The 20,529-nt window shown below is 60.3% G+C and carries 16 protein-coding genes; 6 read left to right on the top strand and 10 right to left on the bottom strand.

Annotated features, from left to right (window positions below; translation table 11 throughout):
* Positions 1-46: 46 nt before the first annotated feature.
* The 6 genes from U9R61_RS17700 to recA all read right to left on the bottom strand — a co-directional run bounded on the left by U9R61_RS17700 (position 47) and on the right by recA (position 8,080).
* Positions 47-1,120: a hypothetical protein gene (locus tag U9R61_RS17700; RefSeq protein ID WP_322490136.1), complete on the bottom strand. Its 1,074-nt coding sequence runs from the start codon at positions 1,118-1,120 to the stop codon at positions 47-49.
* A gap of 18 nt (positions 1,121-1,138) precedes the next feature.
* On the bottom strand, positions 1,139-2,431 hold the full coding sequence (locus U9R61_RS17695) for a vanadium-dependent haloperoxidase (protein ID WP_322490135.1): 1,293 nt from the start codon (positions 2,429-2,431) through the stop codon (positions 1,139-1,141).
* A gap of 269 nt (positions 2,432-2,700) precedes the next feature.
* Entirely contained in the window at positions 2,701-4,341 is a 1,641-nt protein-coding gene (locus U9R61_RS17690) for a CTP synthase (protein ID WP_322490134.1), read from the bottom strand.
* Positions 4,342-4,550: 209 nt separating this feature from the next.
* Positions 4,551-5,222 (bottom strand): MBL fold metallo-hydrolase, encoded by a 672-nt coding sequence (locus tag U9R61_RS17685; RefSeq protein ID WP_322490133.1) that lies wholly within the window; start codon positions 5,220-5,222, stop codon positions 4,551-4,553.
* A gap of 575 nt (positions 5,223-5,797) precedes the next feature.
* The gene (locus U9R61_RS17680; protein ID WP_322490132.1) at positions 5,798-6,466 is read right to left on the bottom strand and encodes a regulatory protein RecX; all 669 of its coding nucleotides are present in this window, start codon (positions 6,464-6,466) and stop codon (positions 5,798-5,800) included.
* Between the two features lie 558 nt (positions 6,467-7,024).
* Entirely contained in the window at positions 7,025-8,080 is a 1,056-nt protein-coding gene (gene recA / locus U9R61_RS17675) for a recombinase RecA (protein ID WP_298402904.1), read from the bottom strand.
* Positions 8,081-8,604: 524 nt separating this feature from the next.
* Between recA and U9R61_RS17670 the strand changes: the two genes are divergently transcribed.
* The 5 genes from U9R61_RS17670 (at position 8,605) to U9R61_RS17650 (ending at position 15,572) form a co-directional block, all read left to right on the top strand.
* Entirely contained in the window at positions 8,605-9,096 is a 492-nt protein-coding gene (locus U9R61_RS17670) for a DUF427 domain-containing protein (protein ID WP_322490131.1), read from the top strand.
* A 294-nt stretch (positions 9,097-9,390) separates the two neighbouring features.
* The gene (locus U9R61_RS17665) at positions 9,391-11,010 is read left to right on the top strand and encodes an ABC transporter substrate-binding protein (protein WP_322490130.1); all 1,620 of its coding nucleotides are present in this window, start codon (positions 9,391-9,393) and stop codon (positions 11,008-11,010) included.
* 48 nt (positions 11,011-11,058) lie between these two features.
* Positions 11,059-11,886: an ABC transporter permease gene (locus U9R61_RS17660; protein WP_322490129.1), complete on the top strand. Its 828-nt coding sequence runs from the start codon at positions 11,059-11,061 to the stop codon at positions 11,884-11,886.
* 85 nt (positions 11,887-11,971) lie between these two features.
* On the top strand, positions 11,972-13,975 hold the full coding sequence (locus U9R61_RS17655) for a dipeptide ABC transporter ATP-binding protein (RefSeq protein WP_322490128.1): 2,004 nt from the start codon (positions 11,972-11,974) through the stop codon (positions 13,973-13,975).
* A gap of 442 nt (positions 13,976-14,417) precedes the next feature.
* Complete coding sequence (locus U9R61_RS17650; protein WP_322490127.1) at positions 14,418-15,572, top strand: iron-containing alcohol dehydrogenase; 1,155 nt, start codon at positions 14,418-14,420, stop codon at positions 15,570-15,572.
* 177 nt (positions 15,573-15,749) lie between these two features.
* On the opposite strand, the gene U9R61_RS17645 is transcribed toward U9R61_RS17650, so the two are convergent.
* Complete coding sequence (locus U9R61_RS17645) at positions 15,750-16,988, bottom strand: multidrug effflux MFS transporter (protein WP_322490126.1); 1,239 nt, start codon at positions 16,986-16,988, stop codon at positions 15,750-15,752.
* A gap of 137 nt (positions 16,989-17,125) precedes the next feature.
* Here U9R61_RS17645 and U9R61_RS17640 point away from each other — a divergent pair, with 137 nt between their 5' ends.
* The gene (locus U9R61_RS17640; RefSeq protein ID WP_322490125.1) at positions 17,126-17,578 is read left to right on the top strand and encodes a GNAT family N-acetyltransferase; all 453 of its coding nucleotides are present in this window, start codon (positions 17,126-17,128) and stop codon (positions 17,576-17,578) included.
* 44 nt (positions 17,579-17,622) lie between these two features.
* Here U9R61_RS17640 and U9R61_RS17635 read toward each other — a convergent pair whose 3' ends face one another.
* From U9R61_RS17635 to arsS, 3 genes are all read right to left on the bottom strand, one after another.
* Positions 17,623-18,273 (bottom strand): DUF418 domain-containing protein, encoded by a 651-nt coding sequence (locus tag U9R61_RS17635; protein WP_322490124.1) that lies wholly within the window; start codon positions 18,271-18,273, stop codon positions 17,623-17,625.
* Between the two features lie 258 nt (positions 18,274-18,531).
* A complete protein-coding gene (locus U9R61_RS17630) occupies positions 18,532-19,191 on the bottom strand; it encodes a TIGR04282 family arsenosugar biosynthesis glycosyltransferase (protein WP_322490123.1) in 660 nt (219 codons plus the stop codon).
* Between the two features lie 20 nt (positions 19,192-19,211).
* Entirely contained in the window at positions 19,212-20,234 is a 1,023-nt protein-coding gene (gene arsS / locus U9R61_RS17625) for an arsenosugar biosynthesis radical SAM (seleno)protein ArsS (RefSeq protein ID WP_322490122.1), read from the bottom strand.
* Between the last annotated feature and the right edge of the window lie 295 nt (positions 20,235-20,529).

The following is a 20,529-nucleotide window of genomic DNA, read 5'->3' as shown; positions in this document are numbered from 1 at the left end:
AGAGCGTCACCACGTGAGTGCTTGGCGAGGTACGAGAGAAAACTGCTTAACGCACGGCGAGGGGGATATAGACGGTATACGTTATGTCGGGTACGGTAAATGCTACCGGCTCAAGCTCCTGACCGTTGCCGGCGCGGTCAAAGAGCTTCAGATGAATCGCCGCTGCATCATTTGGGATAACACCCAATGATACGTTGAGTTGGAATGGCGAACTATTGGTTGCCAGCGCCCCATCATCTTCACCCTGCACCTCTTGCGCACCTAGCACGTGGTACACCGGCTGACCGATGGGAACGCCATACCGGTTAACGAATCGCCATTCAATCGCCCACGGTAACGGCGCATGCGCATCCATAAACTGACCCGAGATGGTAAGCTGGCTGCTCTGATCACCTCTTTCCACCCGAGTGATCGTCTGCGTCACCAGAGGCGGTGTTACATCACGTACAAACGGCAACTCTAGGTATCCTATATTGGATAACCCATCGTATGCGATGAAATAGAGCATCATTTCACCCTCTTTGGCGAGCAGTTGGTACGCATCATAGCGCGCTGACTGCTCAATTGAAATGATGGGGAGATCATACAACACCTCATCATCAATCGAGAACACGCCGAGACGTAGACCGGTGCAATCATTATTGTTAATCATTTGCACCATAATCGTATCTTGATTTGTGTAGCCAGTCATTGCATATTCCGGCCAGCGCACGTTGATAATCATATCCACGGCGCGATCGATCGTTAGCGGCGCGCTCAACAACGTGGTATTGCCATCGACATCACGCAGCTCAGCGTAGAATGTATGATGCTGGCACAACAAATTGCCCGTCTCAGGCGGACCCGGCACATACGCAAAGGCAAACCCTTGAAAAACCTCGAGTGGTTCCCACGCATTATCATCAACCGGTGGTTGATTCCAACTCCAGCGCAATTCGCGGGTGGTAAGCGGCAGTTGCCAGAAATCAACCAGCACTTGACCGATCCGATCAATGTAATTGCTCAATTGCAGTTGGGGCCGGCCTGATTGCGCAATGGCCGAGGGAATAAGCGCCAATCTCAACCAGACCACGCCAACGATCGCAACAAGAACGAGGCGACGACGATAGCTAAGTTGCATAGAAATCACTTCCTTCCGTTACCGCGTAAGCACATACCGCGCGACATCGCGGCCCAAGCTCATGCCCTGCATGCCATCCATAAACCAATGCACCCCGCCGATGATGCGTGAGCGGGTGGCATCAGCGGCACGCTCGACGAGCAGGTCTTTATGGTGCGGAAAGGCGACAATCAGCAGATTGGCTGCGGCCGAACTGAAAGCGGCATGGCCCGACGGGTACGAAGGGTGGGGCGGGGTGGGCAAGACCGGTTGCCACGCAGGTTCCACTGCTGCCATCCATTGCTCGGGACGCTGGAAGCCGTACAGGTATTTGTTGTACCAGCACGCCACGGCAGTGTCGTGCATGGCAACGCCGAGATGAGCAAGGAGCGACGCCGTCTGCATTTCATCGAGCTTGTTGACCAGTGCCATCGTGATCGCCGTCTCAAACCAGAGGCCGGGAGGGGTGACAGTACCCACATCGGCGTGCCAATACCACGCCAGTTCGCGATGTTCATCGGTCAACACCTGCTGTCCTGCCCGAAAGGCGGTGCGTTCGCGCTCCATCTCTTTACTGTCCCACGCTGGCGGCGGCGGCAACACAATGGCATCACCGGCAGGCAGGGAAATGGTCTTGACCGAGCCCCAATGCGGATCAAGCGGGAGTTGTTTCGTATTCCACCCACCACTAGCCGGCAAAGCAATCTCGCGTACCGCATCGCTGCCATCTTGCTGCGCCCACGCGACCACCTCGTGCCCCACCGCTTGCCCAATCTGGAAGCTGCGCGCGAGCTGCTCCGGCGGAACCGGATCGCGTAGCCATAGCCCATGCCAGCGCGACACGTAGACGTAACCCTCAATGATCTCGTTGTGTTGGGGATGGAGATAGCGCAATACCGGCCACATCGCACCAGCCAACAGCGCAGTATTATCAACCGGCTGCTCACGTGCGGATTCCTGCCCAATCTGTAACGCATCGTTGAGCGCGACCGATACGAGCATCAATTCACGGGCGGCCCGATTGGGCGGCAGTTCGTCGCGGGCTATGAACTTGAGCGTAGTCTTGAGCCATTCGACGGCAAATGTGTGTGCGGTATTCGTTGGCGGCGCCGGCGGCAAGTCGGCAAACTCTGCGTTTGCGGCGGCAGCCAATACCGCACTCGAATCGGTCACTAACCAGAGCCGTGACTGCAATGGGCTAACCAGCCGTCCACTCGCCACAGGGGCTTGGGTAGGCGCCGGCGCGGGCCGGGAGGGTTCGGGGGCGCTGGTCATCGGCGCAGTGCAAGCGGTCAGGACGAAGAGCAAGACGAACAGGTGGACGAATCGCATGCGACACCTCAGCGGTATAAAAAAGTGTGCTCATATATGAAACCGCGCGAGATACCAAAAGGATTCGCAGAAATTTCGAGCAATTTTTGAATGTCTCATCTTGCGGTGGACGAGCAGCATTTGGTGGCTCAGCGCAGATGGCGCTGCGCGCGCCAGAGGGTTGCCGTCTGCGCACTGTGCAACAGCGACATTGCCTATTGAGAAGACCCAAAAGCCCCTCGCTCAATTGATGAGCGAGGGGCTTATCAGCCTATACTCTTCGGCAAGGGTTACGAGGCGCTTTCCACGAGCGGCAACTGGCGCGCTTCACCGGCGAGCAACGTCTGCGCCGCTGTTGCCACAAAGCCATAGAAGAGTGGATGCGGCTTACCCGGACGGGACTGGAATTCGGGGTGGAACTGGCTGGCCACGTACCATGGATGGTCACGCAGTTCGATAATCTCAACCAGCCGCTTGTCGGGCGAGACGCCGCTGATCACTAGTCCAGCCGCCTCTAAGATAGCGCGATAGCGGTTATTGAACTCAAAGCGATGACGGTGGCGTTCTTCCACCCGATCACAGCCATACAGCGCATGGGCGCGCGTGCCCGGCACGAGATCGCAGGGATAGATACCCAGCCGCATCGTACCGCCTTTTTCGGTAATATCGCGCTGATCGGGCATCAGATCGATTACGGGATGGGCGGTCTGCGGGTTGAATTCGGTGCTGTTGACATCGTGGGTACCGAGCACGTGGCGAGCGAACGCGATAGTTGCGCACTGCATCCCCAAACACAAGCCAAGGTAGGGGATGCCATGCACCCGGGCATAATCAGCGGCGGCAATCTTGCCTTCGACCCCACGCTCGCCAAACCCACCCGGCACGAGAATACCGTAGACGCCTGACAGCAAACGGGCCGGCCCCTCGCGTTCGACATCTTCAGCGGACACCCAGCGAATATCTACGTCGATCGATTGCTCAAGCCCAGCGTGATGCAATGCCTCGACGACACTGATATAAGCATCGTGCAGCTCGACATACTTACCGACCAAGGCAATGGGCAAGCAGCGCTTTTCTTGGCGGATACGCGCAACCAGCGCGCGCCATTCTTCGAGATCGGGCGGCGTAGCCGGCAAACCCAGCCGCTCGACCAGATAATCGCCGAGACCCATATCTTCGAGCACCAGCGGCACTTCGTAGATTGAATCGACGGTGGGGACCGGGATCACCGCGCGTACATCAACATCGGCGAAGAAAGCGATCTTCTCGCGAATATCGTCGTCGATCGGGCGATCGGCCCGGCAGAGAATGACATCGGCACTAATACCCACATTGCGCAGCGCCATCACCGAATGCTGGGTCGGCTTGGTCTTTAACTCGCCAGTGCTGATATGGGGCAGCAACGTCACGTGAATGTAGAGAATATTGTCGCGTCCAACGTCCTTGCGCATTTGACGGATAGCTTCAAGGAAGGGCAGGCTTTCGATATCGCCAACAGTGCCGCCAATTTCGACAATAACCACATCGGCTTGGCTGCTGCGGGCCAACGCGCCGATGCGCGCCTTGATCTCATTGGTGATATGCGGAATCACCTGAATCGTACCACCCAGATAATCGCCGCGCCGCTCTTTGGCGATGACCGCCGAATAGATCTGGCCGGTAGTGACATTGCTCAACCGGCTCAGCTTGACATCAATAAAGCGCTCGTAGTGGCCGAGGTCAAGGTCGGTCTCAGCACCATCGGCCGTCACAAACACCTCACCGTGCTGGTACGGCGACATCGTGCCGGGATCGACGTTGAGGTAAGGGTCGAGCTTCATGACCGAAACGGTGAAGCCGCGGCTCTTAAGGAGGCGGCCAATCGAAGCTACGCCAATTCCTTTGCCAACCGAAGAGACCACCCCGCCAGTCACAAAAATGTACTTCGTCATAGAGGACTGCTCCCTGCATAAAGATTTGTGGGTCGGTCAACCTTCGGTTGAACCGACCCACGCTGGCGCTCGCTTGCACTGTGCCAAAGCGGATTGCATGCTACACAATCGCTGTTTACTGGATAATACGTACTATGATGAGCGGCATGTATCTGCCGCACGTTTACACTTCAATTTTTTAGTATACCACATGTAAGAAGCATGAATGGTCAACTATGAGCCGGGCACAGGATGACGATCCGGGTCTGCTCCTCATCGGTGGGCAGGGCATTCGCATTAATCACCAGCTTTTCTTCAGGGGTATATTCTTTCATCCCCATTTCGCTCACAAACTTTTCGAGCGGCGCGAGCGGCGGATTGAAATCGGTCTGCCCCATCACGTAATGCATCGGGATCACAAAACGCGGTTCGATCTGGCTGATGACATTGCTGGCCGTCGCCGGCCCGATCGTTTCGCCGCCGCCAACCGGCACAAACAACACATCAACATTCGAGCCAATCTCTTCGAGCTGGCTCGTGGTCAATTCGTGACCAAGATCGCCGAGATGGCAGAAGACCAGATCATCGAGATGGATGATATACACGGTATTGAAGCCGCGTTCAGCCCCTTTCACCGTGTCGTGGAAGGTGCGCACACCGGTAATCAGCACCCCGCCAATCTCATACTCGCCGGGGCCATCAACCACAAAGACGCGATCGCGCAACGGGCGCACCGCCGCCACATTATCGTGGTCAGGATGGTGATGGCTAACGGTGACGATCGTCGCGGTTGGCCGGCCTAAATCGAAACCGATCGAGCGGTGGTACGGATCGCACACGATGGTGCCATCGCGACCGCGCAAACGAAAACATGCATGACCAAGATATTGCACTTCAGCCATAATGAAATCCTTAAGCGTGTTATGCTATGGCGCCGAACAATGAATGGCGGCGCGCTCATTGTTAGTCATGGAAGCGGCATTTGCCAAACACAACGCCCGCTGCCATACCCACCATCATACCCGGCATGCGGGTGTCTGTCCAATAGCGTAGATAGCGTTTTGGGAAGGCGATCCGCCGTTGTCACCGCCATTGCCCTTCACCATCCTCACGCCTGCAAGCGAAAGAAGAGAGACTCTGCACTTCCTAATGGCCGAAACGGATGCTACCACAGCCAAATTCACCAGAAGACGCTATCCATAGGACAGGGTAGGACTGTTTGCCAAACGCCATCGCGACACGAGACGCTGCTACCTGCGAGCCGCTCGCACTCCGTTGCTACGCCGGTGCCGTGATTGGCGGTGCGGTTGCATTACCTGCTACTGCGGGCCACCCGCGCTCCGTTACGACGCAGGCGAATCGTCTGCCCATGCTCCGTTGCTACGCCTGCGGATCGTCGTGTTTGTGCCAGACAAAATCATACCTTGCGAAACAATCTTGACCCATGCTACCGTTACGACATTGATCATCAACCATCTTACCAATCTGGCCCATCCGCCCCCCGATGCAATTCACGCCAAAGGCGAGCAAGAATGGGCCGGATCAGATCGGCAGCAAATCCGCGACGCAACAGATAACCGCCGAACCGGCGTTGAAATGCAGCCCAATCGGCAACCTGCGCATAGCGCGGCAACACAGCGCGCGCAACCGCCTCGGCCCGTTCACGTTCGCTCATACCATCATCTTCCGCCGCCAACGCTTCATCAATAATCGCCGGCGCAATCCCCTTGTGGCGCAATTCGGCCCGCAAGGCGCGATCGCCGCGGGGGCGCAAGGCGCGCCGGTTAGCGACCCAACGACTGGCAAAATCGGCGTCATTCAGCAGACCCAATTCGTGCAGTCGGGCAATCACGCGCGCGCACGTCGCTTCATCAAATCCTTTGCGCTGCAAATACCGCTGTATTTCGGCAGTCGAACGCGGTCGTCGCTCAAGCTGCTGCAACGCTTTCTGCAACGCCTGATCGGTCTGCTCGCTGGCAACGAGGCGTTCCCACGCCGCCTCGTCAAGCTGCACGCCCACCGCCAAACGCTCGCGCACCAGCGTATTGAGGCTAATGCCCAGCGCAAACTCACCGTCAATGAAGACATTGACGCGCTGTGGATCGTTGCTTTGCTGGCGCAGAGCGGTGATTGTACCGGCAGGCATAGCACTCGCCTCAACACTACGCGCGGAGGAGTAGCTGGCGTTGGCTAACTGGCTCAGACCGTCATTCTTACTCTTTCACCCTGCGTCCCCTGGCGTTCAAGGGCGGACAGAACGCATGAGTGCAGATGTGATTGATGGGTTGCGATAAGCCGTTTCGCCCCAACCCCGCTCCCACTGGCACTCGAGGGCGAACAGACCATCTGATCCGGCACCCGACTCGGAAGGGCCGGGCTAGGATGACGAAGCCCGCTGCGCGGGCCGCTAACCGTCACCACTAGCCCCGCTCCCACTGGCGCGGGAGAGGGGGCTCAGCACTGGACTTGAAGGCATTGCACTGCGATCAACGGTCACAATCGACCACATGCTCTGCCAGTCCCTCAAGCTTGCAAGGCGCAGAGCAAGGTTACGTTATTGGATGCGCGATCGCTCGCGGCGACATCGTCTAGGACGCCTGCCGCACACGTTGCCCCCGGCGCACCCAAGAACCGGCGGCATGAGCCAACAACACTGGTGCTGCCAGCTTGCACCGGCAGCACCCGACAGCGCATCACGCAGGCGTCACTCCTCAAAGATACCGTCATCGTCACCGACATCGGCGCTAGGCGCAATCACCGACGGATTGGTCAACGCTTGCGCTTTGATCAAGCGTTCGATCTCGTCGGTCAGGGCCGGGTTGTTCTTGAGGAACTCACGCACATTTTCGCGCCCTTGGCCGAGCCGATCTTCGCCGAGATAGAACCACGCACCGCTCTTACGGATGATGCCTAACTCGGTGCCGATATCAATAATATTGCCTTCGCGCGAGATACCCTCGTTGGCCAGAATATCGAATTCGGCCTGCCGGAAGGGTGGCGCAACCTTGTTCTTGATCACCTTTACCCGCACGCGCGAACCGATCGCCTCTTGCCCTTGCTTGAGCGTCTCGATCCGCCGGATGTCAAGCCGCACCGAGGCGTAGAACTTGAGCGCCTGCCCGCCGGTGGTCGTTTCCGGCGAACCGAACATCACGCCGATCTTCATGCGCAACTGGTTAATAAAGATAACGACCGTGCGGCTCTTGCTGATCGCGCCGGACAACTTACGCAACGCTTGGCTCATCAGGCGGGCTTGCATGCCGGGCATCGAATCGCCCATATCGCCTTCGATTTCAGCTCGCGGCACCAAAGCGGCAACCGAGTCAATGACGATCACGTCGATCGCATTCGAGCGCACCAGCATTTCACAGATCTCAAGCGCCTGCTCACCAGTGTCGGGCTGGGATACCAGCAGGTCATTGGTATTGACACCGCACCGCGCCGCGTAGACGGGATCAAAGGCGTGTTCGGCGTCGATAAAGGCGCAGACGCCACCCATCTTCTGCGCTTCGGCGATGATGTGTTGGGCCAGCGTGGTTTTCCCGCTGCTCTCAGGGCCGAAAATCTCGATCACGCGCCCGCGTGGTACGCCGCCGATGCCTAGCGCAATGTCGAGGGCAATCGAACCGGTGGGAATGGCTTCGATGGCCAGCCGGTTTCCCACCTCGCCCATCTTCATGATGGAGCCTTTGCCAAACTTGCGATCGATCTGCGACATCGCCGCCGCGAGCGCTTTTTCTTTCTCCGGGGTGATTGCCATCGCGGGCGCTCCTCCATTATTCGTACCCACTCGTATGCTCCTCTTGCTACTCTACTCGATGGGGAGGGCGCTGTCAATGCCGTTGCCTGCCCCGTACATATGTGCTATAATAGCACAAGTGTACGACCATGACAAGAGGGGCGCATTATTTTTTCCTCCCTATTAGTATACCGCTGCAAACAGCGAAACGATGCGCAGATGGCGGGCCATTCGTTACAATCGTTCATTCCACCGGCCACCCACTGTGTGCGATGCGTAGCGGGCGACTGGCAAGCTGTACACCGCCACCAGCGCCCTCAGCAAGGGGGTTAGCAAGCAATCCCGGCGAGCATACGGAGCGGGCCGGGCTTGGCGTATAGGCCGCCTCGCCGCATTCACGCTGCCAAGATGCTGGCCGCGGCATAGATAATGAAACGCTCGCAGTTTTTTACGGTAATGCTTCAACGTACTTTTTTCGCTGAATCTGCCCCGCAACCATGGTATAGTGCAGATAGCTGTATCCACTGTCGCCAGAGGTGAAGACAATGGTAAAACGCATTCCGCCCGGCCCCGGCCAAGAATCGGTCTGGGACTATCCGCGCCCGCCACGACTCGAACCGACCTCGCGCCGGATCCGGGTGATCTTTGCCGGGATCACGCTGGTCGATAGCCAGCGCGCGATTCGGGTGATCGAAACCAGCCATCCGCCGGTCTACTATGTGCCACCCGCGGATGTGCAGATGGCATTCCTCCGCCCCAATCTGGCCCGGTCGTTCTGCGAATTCAAGGGCATCGCCACCTATTACGATGTGGTGGTTGGCGAGCGCAGCGCTGTACAAACGACATGGTCGTACCTTGACCCCACACCTGATTTCGCGCCCATCCGCGGGTATCTCGCCTTTTACGCAGGCCCGATGGATGCCTGCTATGTTGATGATGAACGGGTAACGCCCCAACCGGGCGGATTTTACGGCGGCTGGATTACCAGCGATATTGTCGGGCCGTTCAAAGGAGGCCCGGGCACATGGGCTTGGTAGGGGCTGTTTCACCCGCACACCCAGCCCCGCTCCTACTAGCGCGGGAGCGGGGAGCTGAGCGCCGAGCGGTGCGACATCGCACAGTGATCAAGAGGCATTGCGGCAGTAGCACTGCCGCAGGCCATAGAGGCGCTACTCTTCCCCCGCTAGGGGCCGCGCGGTGCGCCACAGGCGGTTCTGACCGGGGAGGCATTGCGGCAGTAGCACTGCCGCAGGCTATAGATTAGGTCTGTACCCCGTTCGTAGGAGGTAGCGCCCGTCAAGAGCCGCGTTTTGAAGAGAAAGGACGAACCGATGGATCAATCAGACGAGCGGCTGCACGTGTTGCAGATGGCCCGATCTGAGGTGCTGGCCGGGCGGATGAGCCGCCGCGCGTTTTTGCGCCTTGGGTTGGCGTTGGGTTTATCAGCCGGCGCAACGGCGCTAGCGGCCTGCGGCGGTACGGCGCCAGCGCCTGAACCCACCACCACCCTAGCTCCTGCCGGCAACAGCCCCAGCGGGAGGTTGCGCGTGGCGAGCGAAATTCCGGTGCAGCTTGACCCGGCCTTCGCTTCGTCAGACGCTGAAATCCTCATTCTGAACCACGTGTACGACTATCTGGTTGATATCGATGCCGGCAATAACGTGATTCCGCGCCTTGCCCGCGAATGGACGATCAGCGACGATGGTTTACGCTACCGGCTGACTCTCGCTAGCGGTGTCACCTTCCACGATGGCAGCCCGTTCACCGCCGCCGATGTGGTGTGGACATTCAATCGCTTGCGCGATGCGTCACTGCAATTGCCGACGGCTGACCTCTACGCCAATGTCGCCGATATTGCCGCCGACGGTGATACCGCCGTCGTCTTTACCCTATCCGCGCCTAATCCGTTCTTCCTCTATGACCTGTCTGATAATCACGCATTGATCCTCCGGGCCGGCACGGCGAATCCGGCTACCAGCTTTAACGGCACCGGCCCCTTTAAGGTAGTGGAATATCGCACCGAGAACCGGGTCGATCTGGCGGCCAATCCGGCCTATTTCCAAACCGGCAAGCCGGTGGTCGCCACCCTTGAGATCATCTTTTTCGCCGATCAGGCGGCGGCGGTTGATGCGCTGCGCGGCGGGCAAGTCGATCTGGTGCTGCGTATGCCAACGCCGCTGTTCCAAACCTTGCAACAAACAGCGGGGATCGTGGCGGTGCAGACGCCGACCAACGGCTTCGATCTAGTGCGGTTGCGCGCCGACCGGGAACCGGGCAATAAGCCTGAGGTGATCCGCGCCTTGAAATTGGCCACCGACCGCCAAGCGATCTTCCGTCAAGTGAAGGCCGGCTTGGGTGCAGGGGGCCGCGATAGCCCGATCGGGCCACTCTTCAGCGCCTACTACTCCGAAGAGACGCCGCTCCCGGCGCGCGATCCGGCAGCAGCGCGCGCGTTGCTGGCGAGTGCAGGCTATCCTGACGGGCTGAAACTCGATCTGCACTTACCCGATTCGGGCGATCGCCCCGATTTGGCGGTGGTGTTGAAAGAGCAGTGGGCAGAAGCCGGGATCGACATTAATGTGATCGTTGAGCCAGAAAGTGTCTACTACGGCGACAACGGCTGGCTAGAGGTCGATCTGGGCATCACTGGTTGGGGTTCGCGCCCGGTGCCGCAATTTTACCTCGATGTGATGCTGGTGAGCGGCGCGGTGTGGAACGAGAGCCATTTCAGCGACGCCGAATTTGACGCACTGGCCGCCACGGCCCGCACCACGCTCGATGAAACTGAGCGGGTGCGCGCGTACCGCGAAATACAGCGGATCTTGATCGAGCGCGGCCCGATTATCATTCCCTATTTCTTTGCCCAACTCAGCGCCCACCGCGAAGGGTTACGCGGGTATGTGGCAAAGGCGTTTCCGGGCCGCACCGATCTGGCGACGATTGCGGTATAAGATGGGCAAGAGCGAACGTACCTTGGTGTTTGTCGGCGTGCGAGAACCATGAATGTTCAGCGACTAGGCCGCGCTTTTTTCGCCGATCCGGCAACCGCGGCTGGCACGATCATTGTGACTGTTTTTCTGGCGCTGGCCCTGTTTGGGCCGTTGATCGCGCCGTATAGCCCGACTGCGCAAAATGCCGAACTCATCCGCCAACCGCCGTCGCTGAGCCATCCCTTTGGCACCGACCGGCTGGGCCGCGATCTGTTCAGCCGGATCGTTTCCGGTGCGCGCGATATTCTGGCGCTAGCCGGCGGCGGCACAGCCTTGGCGGTGATCTTAGGAGCGTTCATCGGGATCAGTGTTACGTATCTGGGAGGCTGGCAAGAAGAGATCGTCTTTCGCCTGTTCGACGGCTTGCTCGCGCTGCCGGCCCTCTTGCTGGCCTTAATCTTGCTTGGCGCCACCGGCCCTTCACGCGCGAACGTGTTGCTGGTGATGGTGGTGGTGTATACCCCGATCGTGGCCCGCGTGGTGCGGAGCGTGGTCTTGGCGCTGAAATCGCGCGGCTTTATCGAAGCGGCGCGGATGCGCAATGAACGTCTGGGGTACATTCTCTGGCGCGAGTTGTTGCCGCTGGTGGCGCCAACACTGGCGGTCGAAGCGGCGCTGCGCTTTTCCTATGCGATCTTTCTGGTCGCCTCGCTCGGTTTCCTTGGCGTCGGCGTGCAACCGCCAAGCCCCGACTGGGGTCTGATGGTGCTGGAAGCGCGTAATGAATTCGCGCTCGCGCCGTGGTCACTTTACGTCCCGGCAGCCGCGATTGCGTTACTGGTGATTGGGGTCAATCTGATGGCCGAAGGGGTGCGCCGGGCGATCAGCGACTCATGAGCGGTGGATCGGGTGCGCGGCGCAGAGCAAAGCTGAGCCGGCACGCAGATCGGCCCCCTTCAACCTGCATTGGGCAAGAGCAGTCATGGCAACTTCCGTCCTCTCGGTCGAGAACCTTTCAGTTGAATACCACACTGGCCGGCAACGGCTGCCGGTGTTGCGCGAGATTACGCTGAGCGTCGCCGCCGGCGAGACAGTAGGCATCGTCGGCGAGAGCGGCAGCGGCAAAAGCACCCTTGGCTTGGCGATCTTGCGCGCGCTGCCGGCGAATGGCCGGATCAGCGCCGGGAGGGTGCTACTCGACGGTATCGATCTCACCCAAACGCAAGGTGCATCCTTGCGCGCGCTCTGGGAGCGATCCCTGCGGTTGGTGCCGCAAAATCCGCTGGCGGCGCTCAACCCAACCCTGCGCATCGGCGAGCAACTGGTCGAAGCGATTGGCGGCAAGCGCCCTGTCGCTGAAGCGCAAGCCGCCGCGCTGTTGGCGCGCGTACACATCGCTGACCCGGTGCGGGTGATGCGCAGCTACCCCCACGAACTCAGCGGCGGCATGCAGCAGCGCGTGATGTTCGCGATGGCATTGCACGGCGCGCCGCGCCTTCTGGTGCTCGACGAACCGACCACGAGTCTCGATGTGACGACCGAAGCCGCGGTCATCGATTTGCTGGCCGATCTGATCGCCGAGCGGCAGCCGGTATCGCTCTTCATTTCACATAACCTTGGCCTTGTCGCCCGCATCGCCACCCGCACTGCCGTGCTCTACGCCGGCGAGCTGGTCGAAATCGCGCCTACCGACACTCTGTTCCAACAGCCGCGCCATCCCTACACCCAAGGATTGTTGCACAGTCTGCCGCACCCCGACCTGCGCTACGACAGCCATCCCTTGCAACCGATCGAAGGAACTATTCCGGCCCCCGGCGCGCTGCCGGACGGCTGCGTCTTTGCGCCGCGTTGCCCGCTGGCCGATGACCGTTGCCAGCGTGAACGACCGCCGTTACTGGCGATTGGGCCCGATCACGCCACCCGCTGCCATTACTGGTCACAGCTCACCTTCGACCTCGCGCCGCCGGCTCCGGCGACTGCTACCCCCGCACCGGACAAGGCGCCGTTGTTGACGACGCATCATCTCACCAAAACGATTGTGCAACGCCGGTCGCTCGTTGACGCCGTGCGCGACAAAACCGCGCCGGCGGTGCAGGCGTTGGCGGGAGTCGATCTCACCGTGCAGCGCAACCGCACGCTAGGGGTCGTCGGCGAGAGCGGCAGCGGCAAAACCACGCTGGCCCGCTGCCTCATTGGCTTGACCCCGCCGTCGGGAGGCACGATCGAATTGCTCGACATCCCGCTGGAGCCGCGCATCGAACAACGACCGCGCGAACAGGTGCGGCGCTTGCAGATGGTGCTGCAAAACCCGCAAGAGGCGCTCAACCCGGCCCTGACGATTGGCGAGGCGCTGATCAGGCCGCTGATCCGGCTGGGAGGTCTTGATGGCACAACGGCGGCCAAGCGAGTGCCTGATCTCTTGCGACTGGTGAACTTGCCACCCGACTATGCCAACCGCCGTCCGCACCAACTGAGCGGCGGCGAGAAACAGCGGGTGGCGATAGCCCGCGCGCTGGCGGCCACGCCCGATCTGCTCGTGCTTGATGAAGCGGTCTCGGCGCTTGATGTCTCAGTGCAGGCAGCGGTATTGAACGTGCTGGCCAGCATCAAAGAGCGCACCGGCATCACCTATGTGTTCATCACGCACGATCTCGCAGTGGTGAGCTACTTGGCCGACGATGTCATGGTGATGTACCGCGGCGAGATCGTCGAAGAAGGCCCGGTGGCGTCAGTCCTCAACCCGCCGCTGCATCCATACACTGAAGCCTTGCTGGCGGCAACCAACCCGCGCGGTATACGCCTCCGCGAAGCCGAGGCTACGATAGCAGCGCCAGCCACTGGATGCCCGTTTCAGCCGCGCTGCCCGCGCGTGCTCGGCGATATATGCCGCACAGAGAAACCACCGTGGCGAGAAGCCGGCGATGGCCATCGCCTGCGCTGCCATATTCCACTGGAGGAACTGCGCGCTGCGCAGATGGGTGGGTGACGGGAGAGGAATAGCCACAAAAAGACGCAAAAGCCACAAACCATATCTGATTGGAGCGCTGCATGGCGTTGGCCCTTACCTCCGGCCCACTCCCACCTCGCGGTAGGAGCGAGAGGAATAGCCACAAAAAGACGCAAAAGCCACAAACCATATCTGATTGGAGCGCTGGCGTTGGTCCCCTCCCCGCCTCCCCCCAGTGGGGGGAGGGGCAAGTTCCCTCCCCCCACTGGGGGGAGGGCTAAGGCAGGGGCAAGATAGACTTACCGCAGAGAACGCCGAGGATGATTACCATCCCACATATCTTTGCGCCCTCTGCGTCCTTTGCGTCGTTGCGTTAAAAATCTCTGTGCCTTTGCTCCCTCTGCGCCTTGGCATTATCCCTCTTCCCCCCGGTCGTATAATAAACATAGCAGTGCTCTTTTGACAGATAAAGGACGGGGCGATGCAAGACTTTTTTGAATTCAGCCTTGGCGCGCGCGTGCTCTACCAGATCGGGCTGGCTGCCGAACTGGGGCAAGTGATTAGCAATGCGCTGCCGCAGCGCCGCGCGTTCATCGTGGCCGACAAAGGGGTGGTGCAAGCCGGTTTGCTCGAACCGATCAAGGCCGGCATTGCCCCCGTTGAGATTGTTGGCGTGTTTGATGATGTGCCAGCCAATTCATCGGTGGCGAAAGTGGCGGAAGCCGCCGAGCGAGCCCGCGCCGCCGGCGCCGACCTGCTGATTGCCGTTGGCGGCGGCAGCCCGATCGATACCGCGAAAGGCGTTCGCATCGTGCTCACACTGGGAGGATCGATCCCGGATTATGAAGGCTACAACGTGATCGAGACACTGCTCACGCCGCTGGTCGCCATCCCCACCACCGCCGGCACCGGCAGCGAAGTGACCCCGATCGCGGTGATACTCGACGAAGCGGAACACCGCAAGATTAGTATCGTCAGCCGTTATGTCACCCCTGATTTGGCTATTCTTGACCCAATGATGACCCGTACCTTGCCGCCGCGCCTGACCGCGGCCACCGGTATGGATGCATTGTCACACGCGATTGAGACCTACGTCTCGACTGAAAACAACCCCTTCAGTGATAGTCTGGCGCTGGCGGCGATCGATATGATCGCCACCCACCTGCGCGACGCGGTGCATGACGGCGAGAACCTTGAAGCGCGCAGCCAGTTGCTGATTGCCGCAGCCATGGCCGGCATCGCCTGCGGCAACAGCTTGTTTGGCGTTGTCCATGCCCTCTCGCATGCGGTGGGTGGCAAGTTCCCGGTGCATCACGGCACCGCCAACGCTATCTTCCTACCGCCGGCGATGCGCTTCAACAGCGAAGTCGCGCCCGAACGCTATGTGCGGATTGCGCGCGCGATGGGGGTCAACGTGGGAGGGCGCAGTAATGCCGAGGTGATCGCCGATGGCATTGCCGCTGTTCATACCTTGACCGCCGACTGCGGCTTGCCCACCCGGCTGCGCAATGTTGGCGTGCCGCGCGAGGCGTTGCCCGAATTGGCCGAGCTGGCCGCTGTCGAGCCGGCGATCTTCAACAACCCGCGTCCGGCGACGCCGGAAGAGTTGTTGGCAATGCTGGAAGAGGTCTGGTGAGCAGCTATCGAGTGCGGCAGTCAAACTGCCGCACTCGTCATGCGGCCATTGCAAGAGCGTATGACCCCTGCTTGAGCATGTGCTCCACAAGACCAGGAACATGGGACATTGATTGGCGCAGGTAGCGCGGGGCATCGCCTCGTGCAAGCACGTACCGCGAACATCCGCCCTTACTGCTCACACCACCGGTTCAGTATCAGGTGCAGCCGCCATCTGCCCGCGCTCGGCCCAGCGCATCAACCCCAACGCGCCGAGTGCCAGCGCGGCAAAACCGATCGCCAGCGGCGTCACGGTGCCGTTGTAGGCCTGCCCAATGATCGCGCCAAGCGGAATGGCGACAAAGGTTGAGAGCGAGCCAACCATCGCCGAACCAATGCCGGCAACATGGCCGAGCGGCTCCATCGCCATTGCGTTCATATTGCCAAAGAGAATGCCAAGGCAGAAGAAGCACGGCACGAAGTAGGCCATCAAGAACCACAACGGCGGCTGGCCGCCGGTCGCCAGCGCCACCCCCACGAAGACGAGCGTCACCCCCACAAAGACCAGCAGCGCGATGTTCAACAACGGTCGCATACCATAACGCATGACCAGCCAGCCATTGGTGAATGAAGCGAACCCAATGGCGAGCGCATTGATCGCGAAAAATAACGGGAAGAGCGGGCCGAGCCCATATTGAAGCTGAAAGATCTGTTGCGCCGAGCTGAGATAGCTCTGCAAGACGGCGGCTACCACGCCGGCCATGAGTGTATAGCCGAGGGCAATGCGGTGGCTGAGCACTTCGCGGAAGGCAAGCCCAATGCGCGTTACTGACAATGGCGCGCGCCGTCTGACGGGCAGGGTTTCGGGTTGGCGCAACCCGAACCAGATCAACGCCACCATCCCCAACAGTAACAGGACGATAAAGATCGCCCGCCACGCCACCACGAGCAAAATCGCCTGCCCCAGCGCCGGCGCAACAATCGGCACAATGATAAACACGGCCATGATAAACGACATCACCCGCGCCATCGCCCTCCCGGCAAACCGATCGCGGATCAACGCCATCGACACGCCGCGCGGCCCGGCCACCCCCAACCCTTGCAGCAACCGTCCGGCCAGCATCATCGGAAAGTTAACGGCCACAATCGCGAGCAGCGACCCGGCAAAAAAGAGAGCAAACCCGAGGTAGATGGCCGGCTTGCGCCCGATGCTATCCGAGAGTGGCCCGTAGAGCAGTTGGCCGATCGCCAACCCCAAAAAGACCATCGTCACCACCAACTGGTTGGCATTCTCGTGCTGGACGCCGAGATCGGCGCCGATCTGGGCCAGCGCCGGCAGCATCACATCGATCGACAGCGCCACCAGCGAGGTCATCAGCGCCATCATAGCCACAAATTCGCCCATGCGCGGGCCGGGTTGGCTAGATTCGGTTGGCATAGACACCTGTGCAGTATAATGTCTGGTCGTTATGGCGTGCGGCAGTTGCCCTGCCGCCGGCCACGCCGGTTTCGCCACCTCATTATCGCCGTTTTCAAGACTTTTGACAAATCAATCATCGTAACAAAAGGATCGCTATGCCACCGATCACCATCACCCGCGCCCAACCCGCCGAAGCCACTACGTTGCAACAGATCGCGATTGCAGCCAAGAGCCATTGGGGCTATCCCAGCCATCTCATCGAGGCATGGGCGGCGACGCCGATCATCACCGCAGCGGCGATCGAGCGTGACGTGGTGTTTGTGGCCCGGTCGGAAACAACCCTGATCGGCTGGGGCCGGCTGTTGGTCGAGCAGACGCCAGCCGTTCTTGAAGACCTATGGGTGACACCGGCATGGATTGGGTACGGCGTTGGTAGGCTACTCTTGCGCTACGCCATCGCTATATGCCGCGAGCGCGGCAGCACGCAGATCGAGCTGGACGCTGATCCCAATGCGCTCGGTTTCTACCTCCGTATGGGTGGCGTAGTAATTGGCGAGCGCATCTCGGAGTGGAACCGGCCCGTGCCGCGGGTGCGGTTCAATGTCTAGCGTTCGCGTGATGGTGACGTATCGGTAGCGCCAGCAAGAACAGCTTAACCCCGCCGGAGCGGTTGCCGCTTGAGATACGTACCCGAACGCCAGAGCCATTCCACCGGCCCGTACCGGAATCGCCGCAGCCACCAGTGGCTGATGGGGATTTGGAGCGCGTAGATCACTATGGTGAGCGCGATGCCGGCGGCTGTGCCAACTTTGCCAAAGAGCGCCAAGCTGTAACCGTAGAAGATCGCGATGCAGATGATAGATTGCAGCAAATAGTTCGAGAGCGCCATCTGGCCTAGCGCGCGAGCACGTGTAACCGTTGTCCCCACGCTGGCTGCAACGCCAACAAGCAGATGGCTGCGACATAGGCGAGCATCAGCAGCGGCGCGCCAATGCCGTGCCCGATGGTCGCGATCAGCAAGGGGGATGAGAATGTCGCCGGGCCAAATCAAAAACGCATGGATGATGCCAATCACCAGCAAGATCAACAGACGGCGGGCATACAACCCTACAAAATGCCCGCCCCGGTCTTCGATCCGCTCCATTTGCAGCACCATCCCCATCCCGAAGAGCATAGAAAAAAGCGCATAGAATTTACCTTCACCCAAAAAGTGGATCAACCACAACGCCACGCGGTCGTACCATGGCGTACCGGCAGGAACGGGAAAGAGGAGGCTCTGAAACGGGGCGCTAAAGATGGTCATGTTGACCAACAAGATGGTTCAGCCGGCTGTACCGGCATCGGGGGCACGTCCACCGTAGCAGCCATACGCCCTCCCTTATTCAGAACTGGCTAGCGCAGCGAGGCAGCGTTGACGAGGAGCGGGAAGGAACTGAATTGGCGGCACCCCTGCCAATCGCGACAGCAAGCGGCCCTAACCCCATCTTAGCCGATCCACTGCAAGCCCGCCGTTGCAATCCGGCGACCTGACGGCAGACTCGACCCCAGGGTGCGAGCGGCGCTACTCGTGGGCCAGCACCGCTGCCAACACGGGCCGGGTATGGCGCAGCGGGGCCGGATCGGCGCGCAACCGGCGCAGATCGGCGATGGTGTCAATGTCGTACCACGGATCGATGAGGGCCGTGCGCAGACCCAATCGCTCGGCGACGGCGAGCGTATCGCGCAGTACGGTGGGGGTACTCATAGGTACTTCGGTGAACAAGGCTGGGGCGGGCCGGCGCAACCCGACCAAATAGTAGCCGCCATCTTCCGCCGGACCCAATACCAGATCAGCGCCGCTGGCCAGCGCAGCGACGGCTTGGGTGATATGGGCCGGCGGCAAGCTAGGGCTGTCGCTGCCGATCACTAGCACTGCCGGCGCGCCTTCACCCAGCACCGCATTGGTCACCGCAGCCAATCGCTCGCCGAGATCGGCGCCGGTTTGCGGACGGCGGGCGCTAGCAGGGGCCAGCGCCGCGAAATAATCACCCGCATCAGCCGGCGCATAAGCGATCAGTGGCTGCACACCGGGCGCCGCGCGCACCAGCTCGACCAGATCACGCAGAAACGCGGCATAGAGCGCCGCGGCCTGCGCCGGAGTTAACGGCGGGCAAAGGCGCGTCTTGACCCGGCCCGCTTCGGGACGGCGGGCCATCATCACGAGGACGGGCAGCGCGCTCACGGCACGCCGATCGCCCCTGTTCAGGTGGAACCGGCGGCGGCGGTGCATGCGTAACAATGGGCAGCAGTGCGAATATCGCGATCGATCAGATCAGTCAGCCTCACATCTACAATCGTTTGCGGCAGCGCCAGATCGAGCATCTGGTTGAAATCGCAATCGTAAAGCCGGCCATCCCACCCAACCGAAAGCGTGGTGCGACACATCAACCCAGCCACCGTCGCCGGATTGAACGACTGCACCAGCAACTGGATATAGTCATCGAGCTGGCCGCTCTCGTGCAGATAGGCCAGATAGCGGCTGATCGGCATATTGGTCAAGGTATAGAGCTGGTTGAACGCAATTCCATACTGCTCGGCCAGCACGGTACGCCAGCGCGCTTCAAGGGTCTCTTGGGGTTCAGGCAGATGCGGCTCGGTCGGATTAGCGATCACATTGAGCACCAAGCCACTACCGGGATGACCATAGCCCAACGCATTCAATTCGCGCAGGGTGGCGAGTGACGGGTCAAAGACGCCAGCGCCACGTTGGCCATCGGTACCGGCGGGATCGGGAGCGGGCAACGAGGCGATGATCTCAACCTGCTGTTCGGCGAAAAAGCGGGGCAAGTAGCGATAGTTAGGCAACTGGGCAATCGTCAGGTTACAGCGATCGATCACGTGGCAACCCAAGGCGCGCGCCCGCCGCACAATCTCGGCGAAGGCGGGGTGCATCTCTGGCGCGCCGCCGGTAATATCGAGCACCGGAGTCTGCCAGCGGGCGAGCAAATCAAGACAAGCAGCGACGATCTCTGGCGGCATGACCTCGGTGCGATCGGGGCCAGCATCAACGTGGCAATGGCGGCAGGTCTGGTTACAGCGCCGCCCGACATTAATCTGCAACACCTCCACCCGCGGCCCAGCGCGCAACGGCCCTAGCCCATACGCGGCCAACGTGTCCGCGAACGGCAGCGCCGGCACGTTGGCCAGCATCTGCTGTTGGGCCAGTGGATCAGCCAGCGGGTGGCCTTGCCGGCGTAAGGTTGGAATCAGGCGGATAGCTGCCATTCTTGTTTTCCTTTGAATATTGGTAGTATAGCATGTTAGCTAATGAGTTTGGCCACGAATTGGCATGGAATTGCCACTGTGACAAACGAGGAGCGGCTGTCATTGCGAGGGAGTGGCGGCACCCAGCAGCGCTAGGTGGCGCCCGACCGAAGCAATCTCCCCCTTCAGCGGCAAGAAGCCGCTCCCGTGCTCGTGGGGGAGTGCGTCGCTCCGCTCGCCAGGACAACCGGGGTGCGGCGATTGCGTTCGCATCGATCACGATCATGCTTGCGAGCAAACGTATTTTGTAATCCGC

The organism is Chloroflexus sp. (genome assembly GCF_034431535.1).
Classification (GTDB): Bacteria; Chloroflexota; Chloroflexia; order Chloroflexales; family Chloroflexaceae; genus Chloroflexus.
Note: the sequence above shows the minus strand (reverse complement) of the source record. Positions and strands in the feature narration are given on the sequence as shown.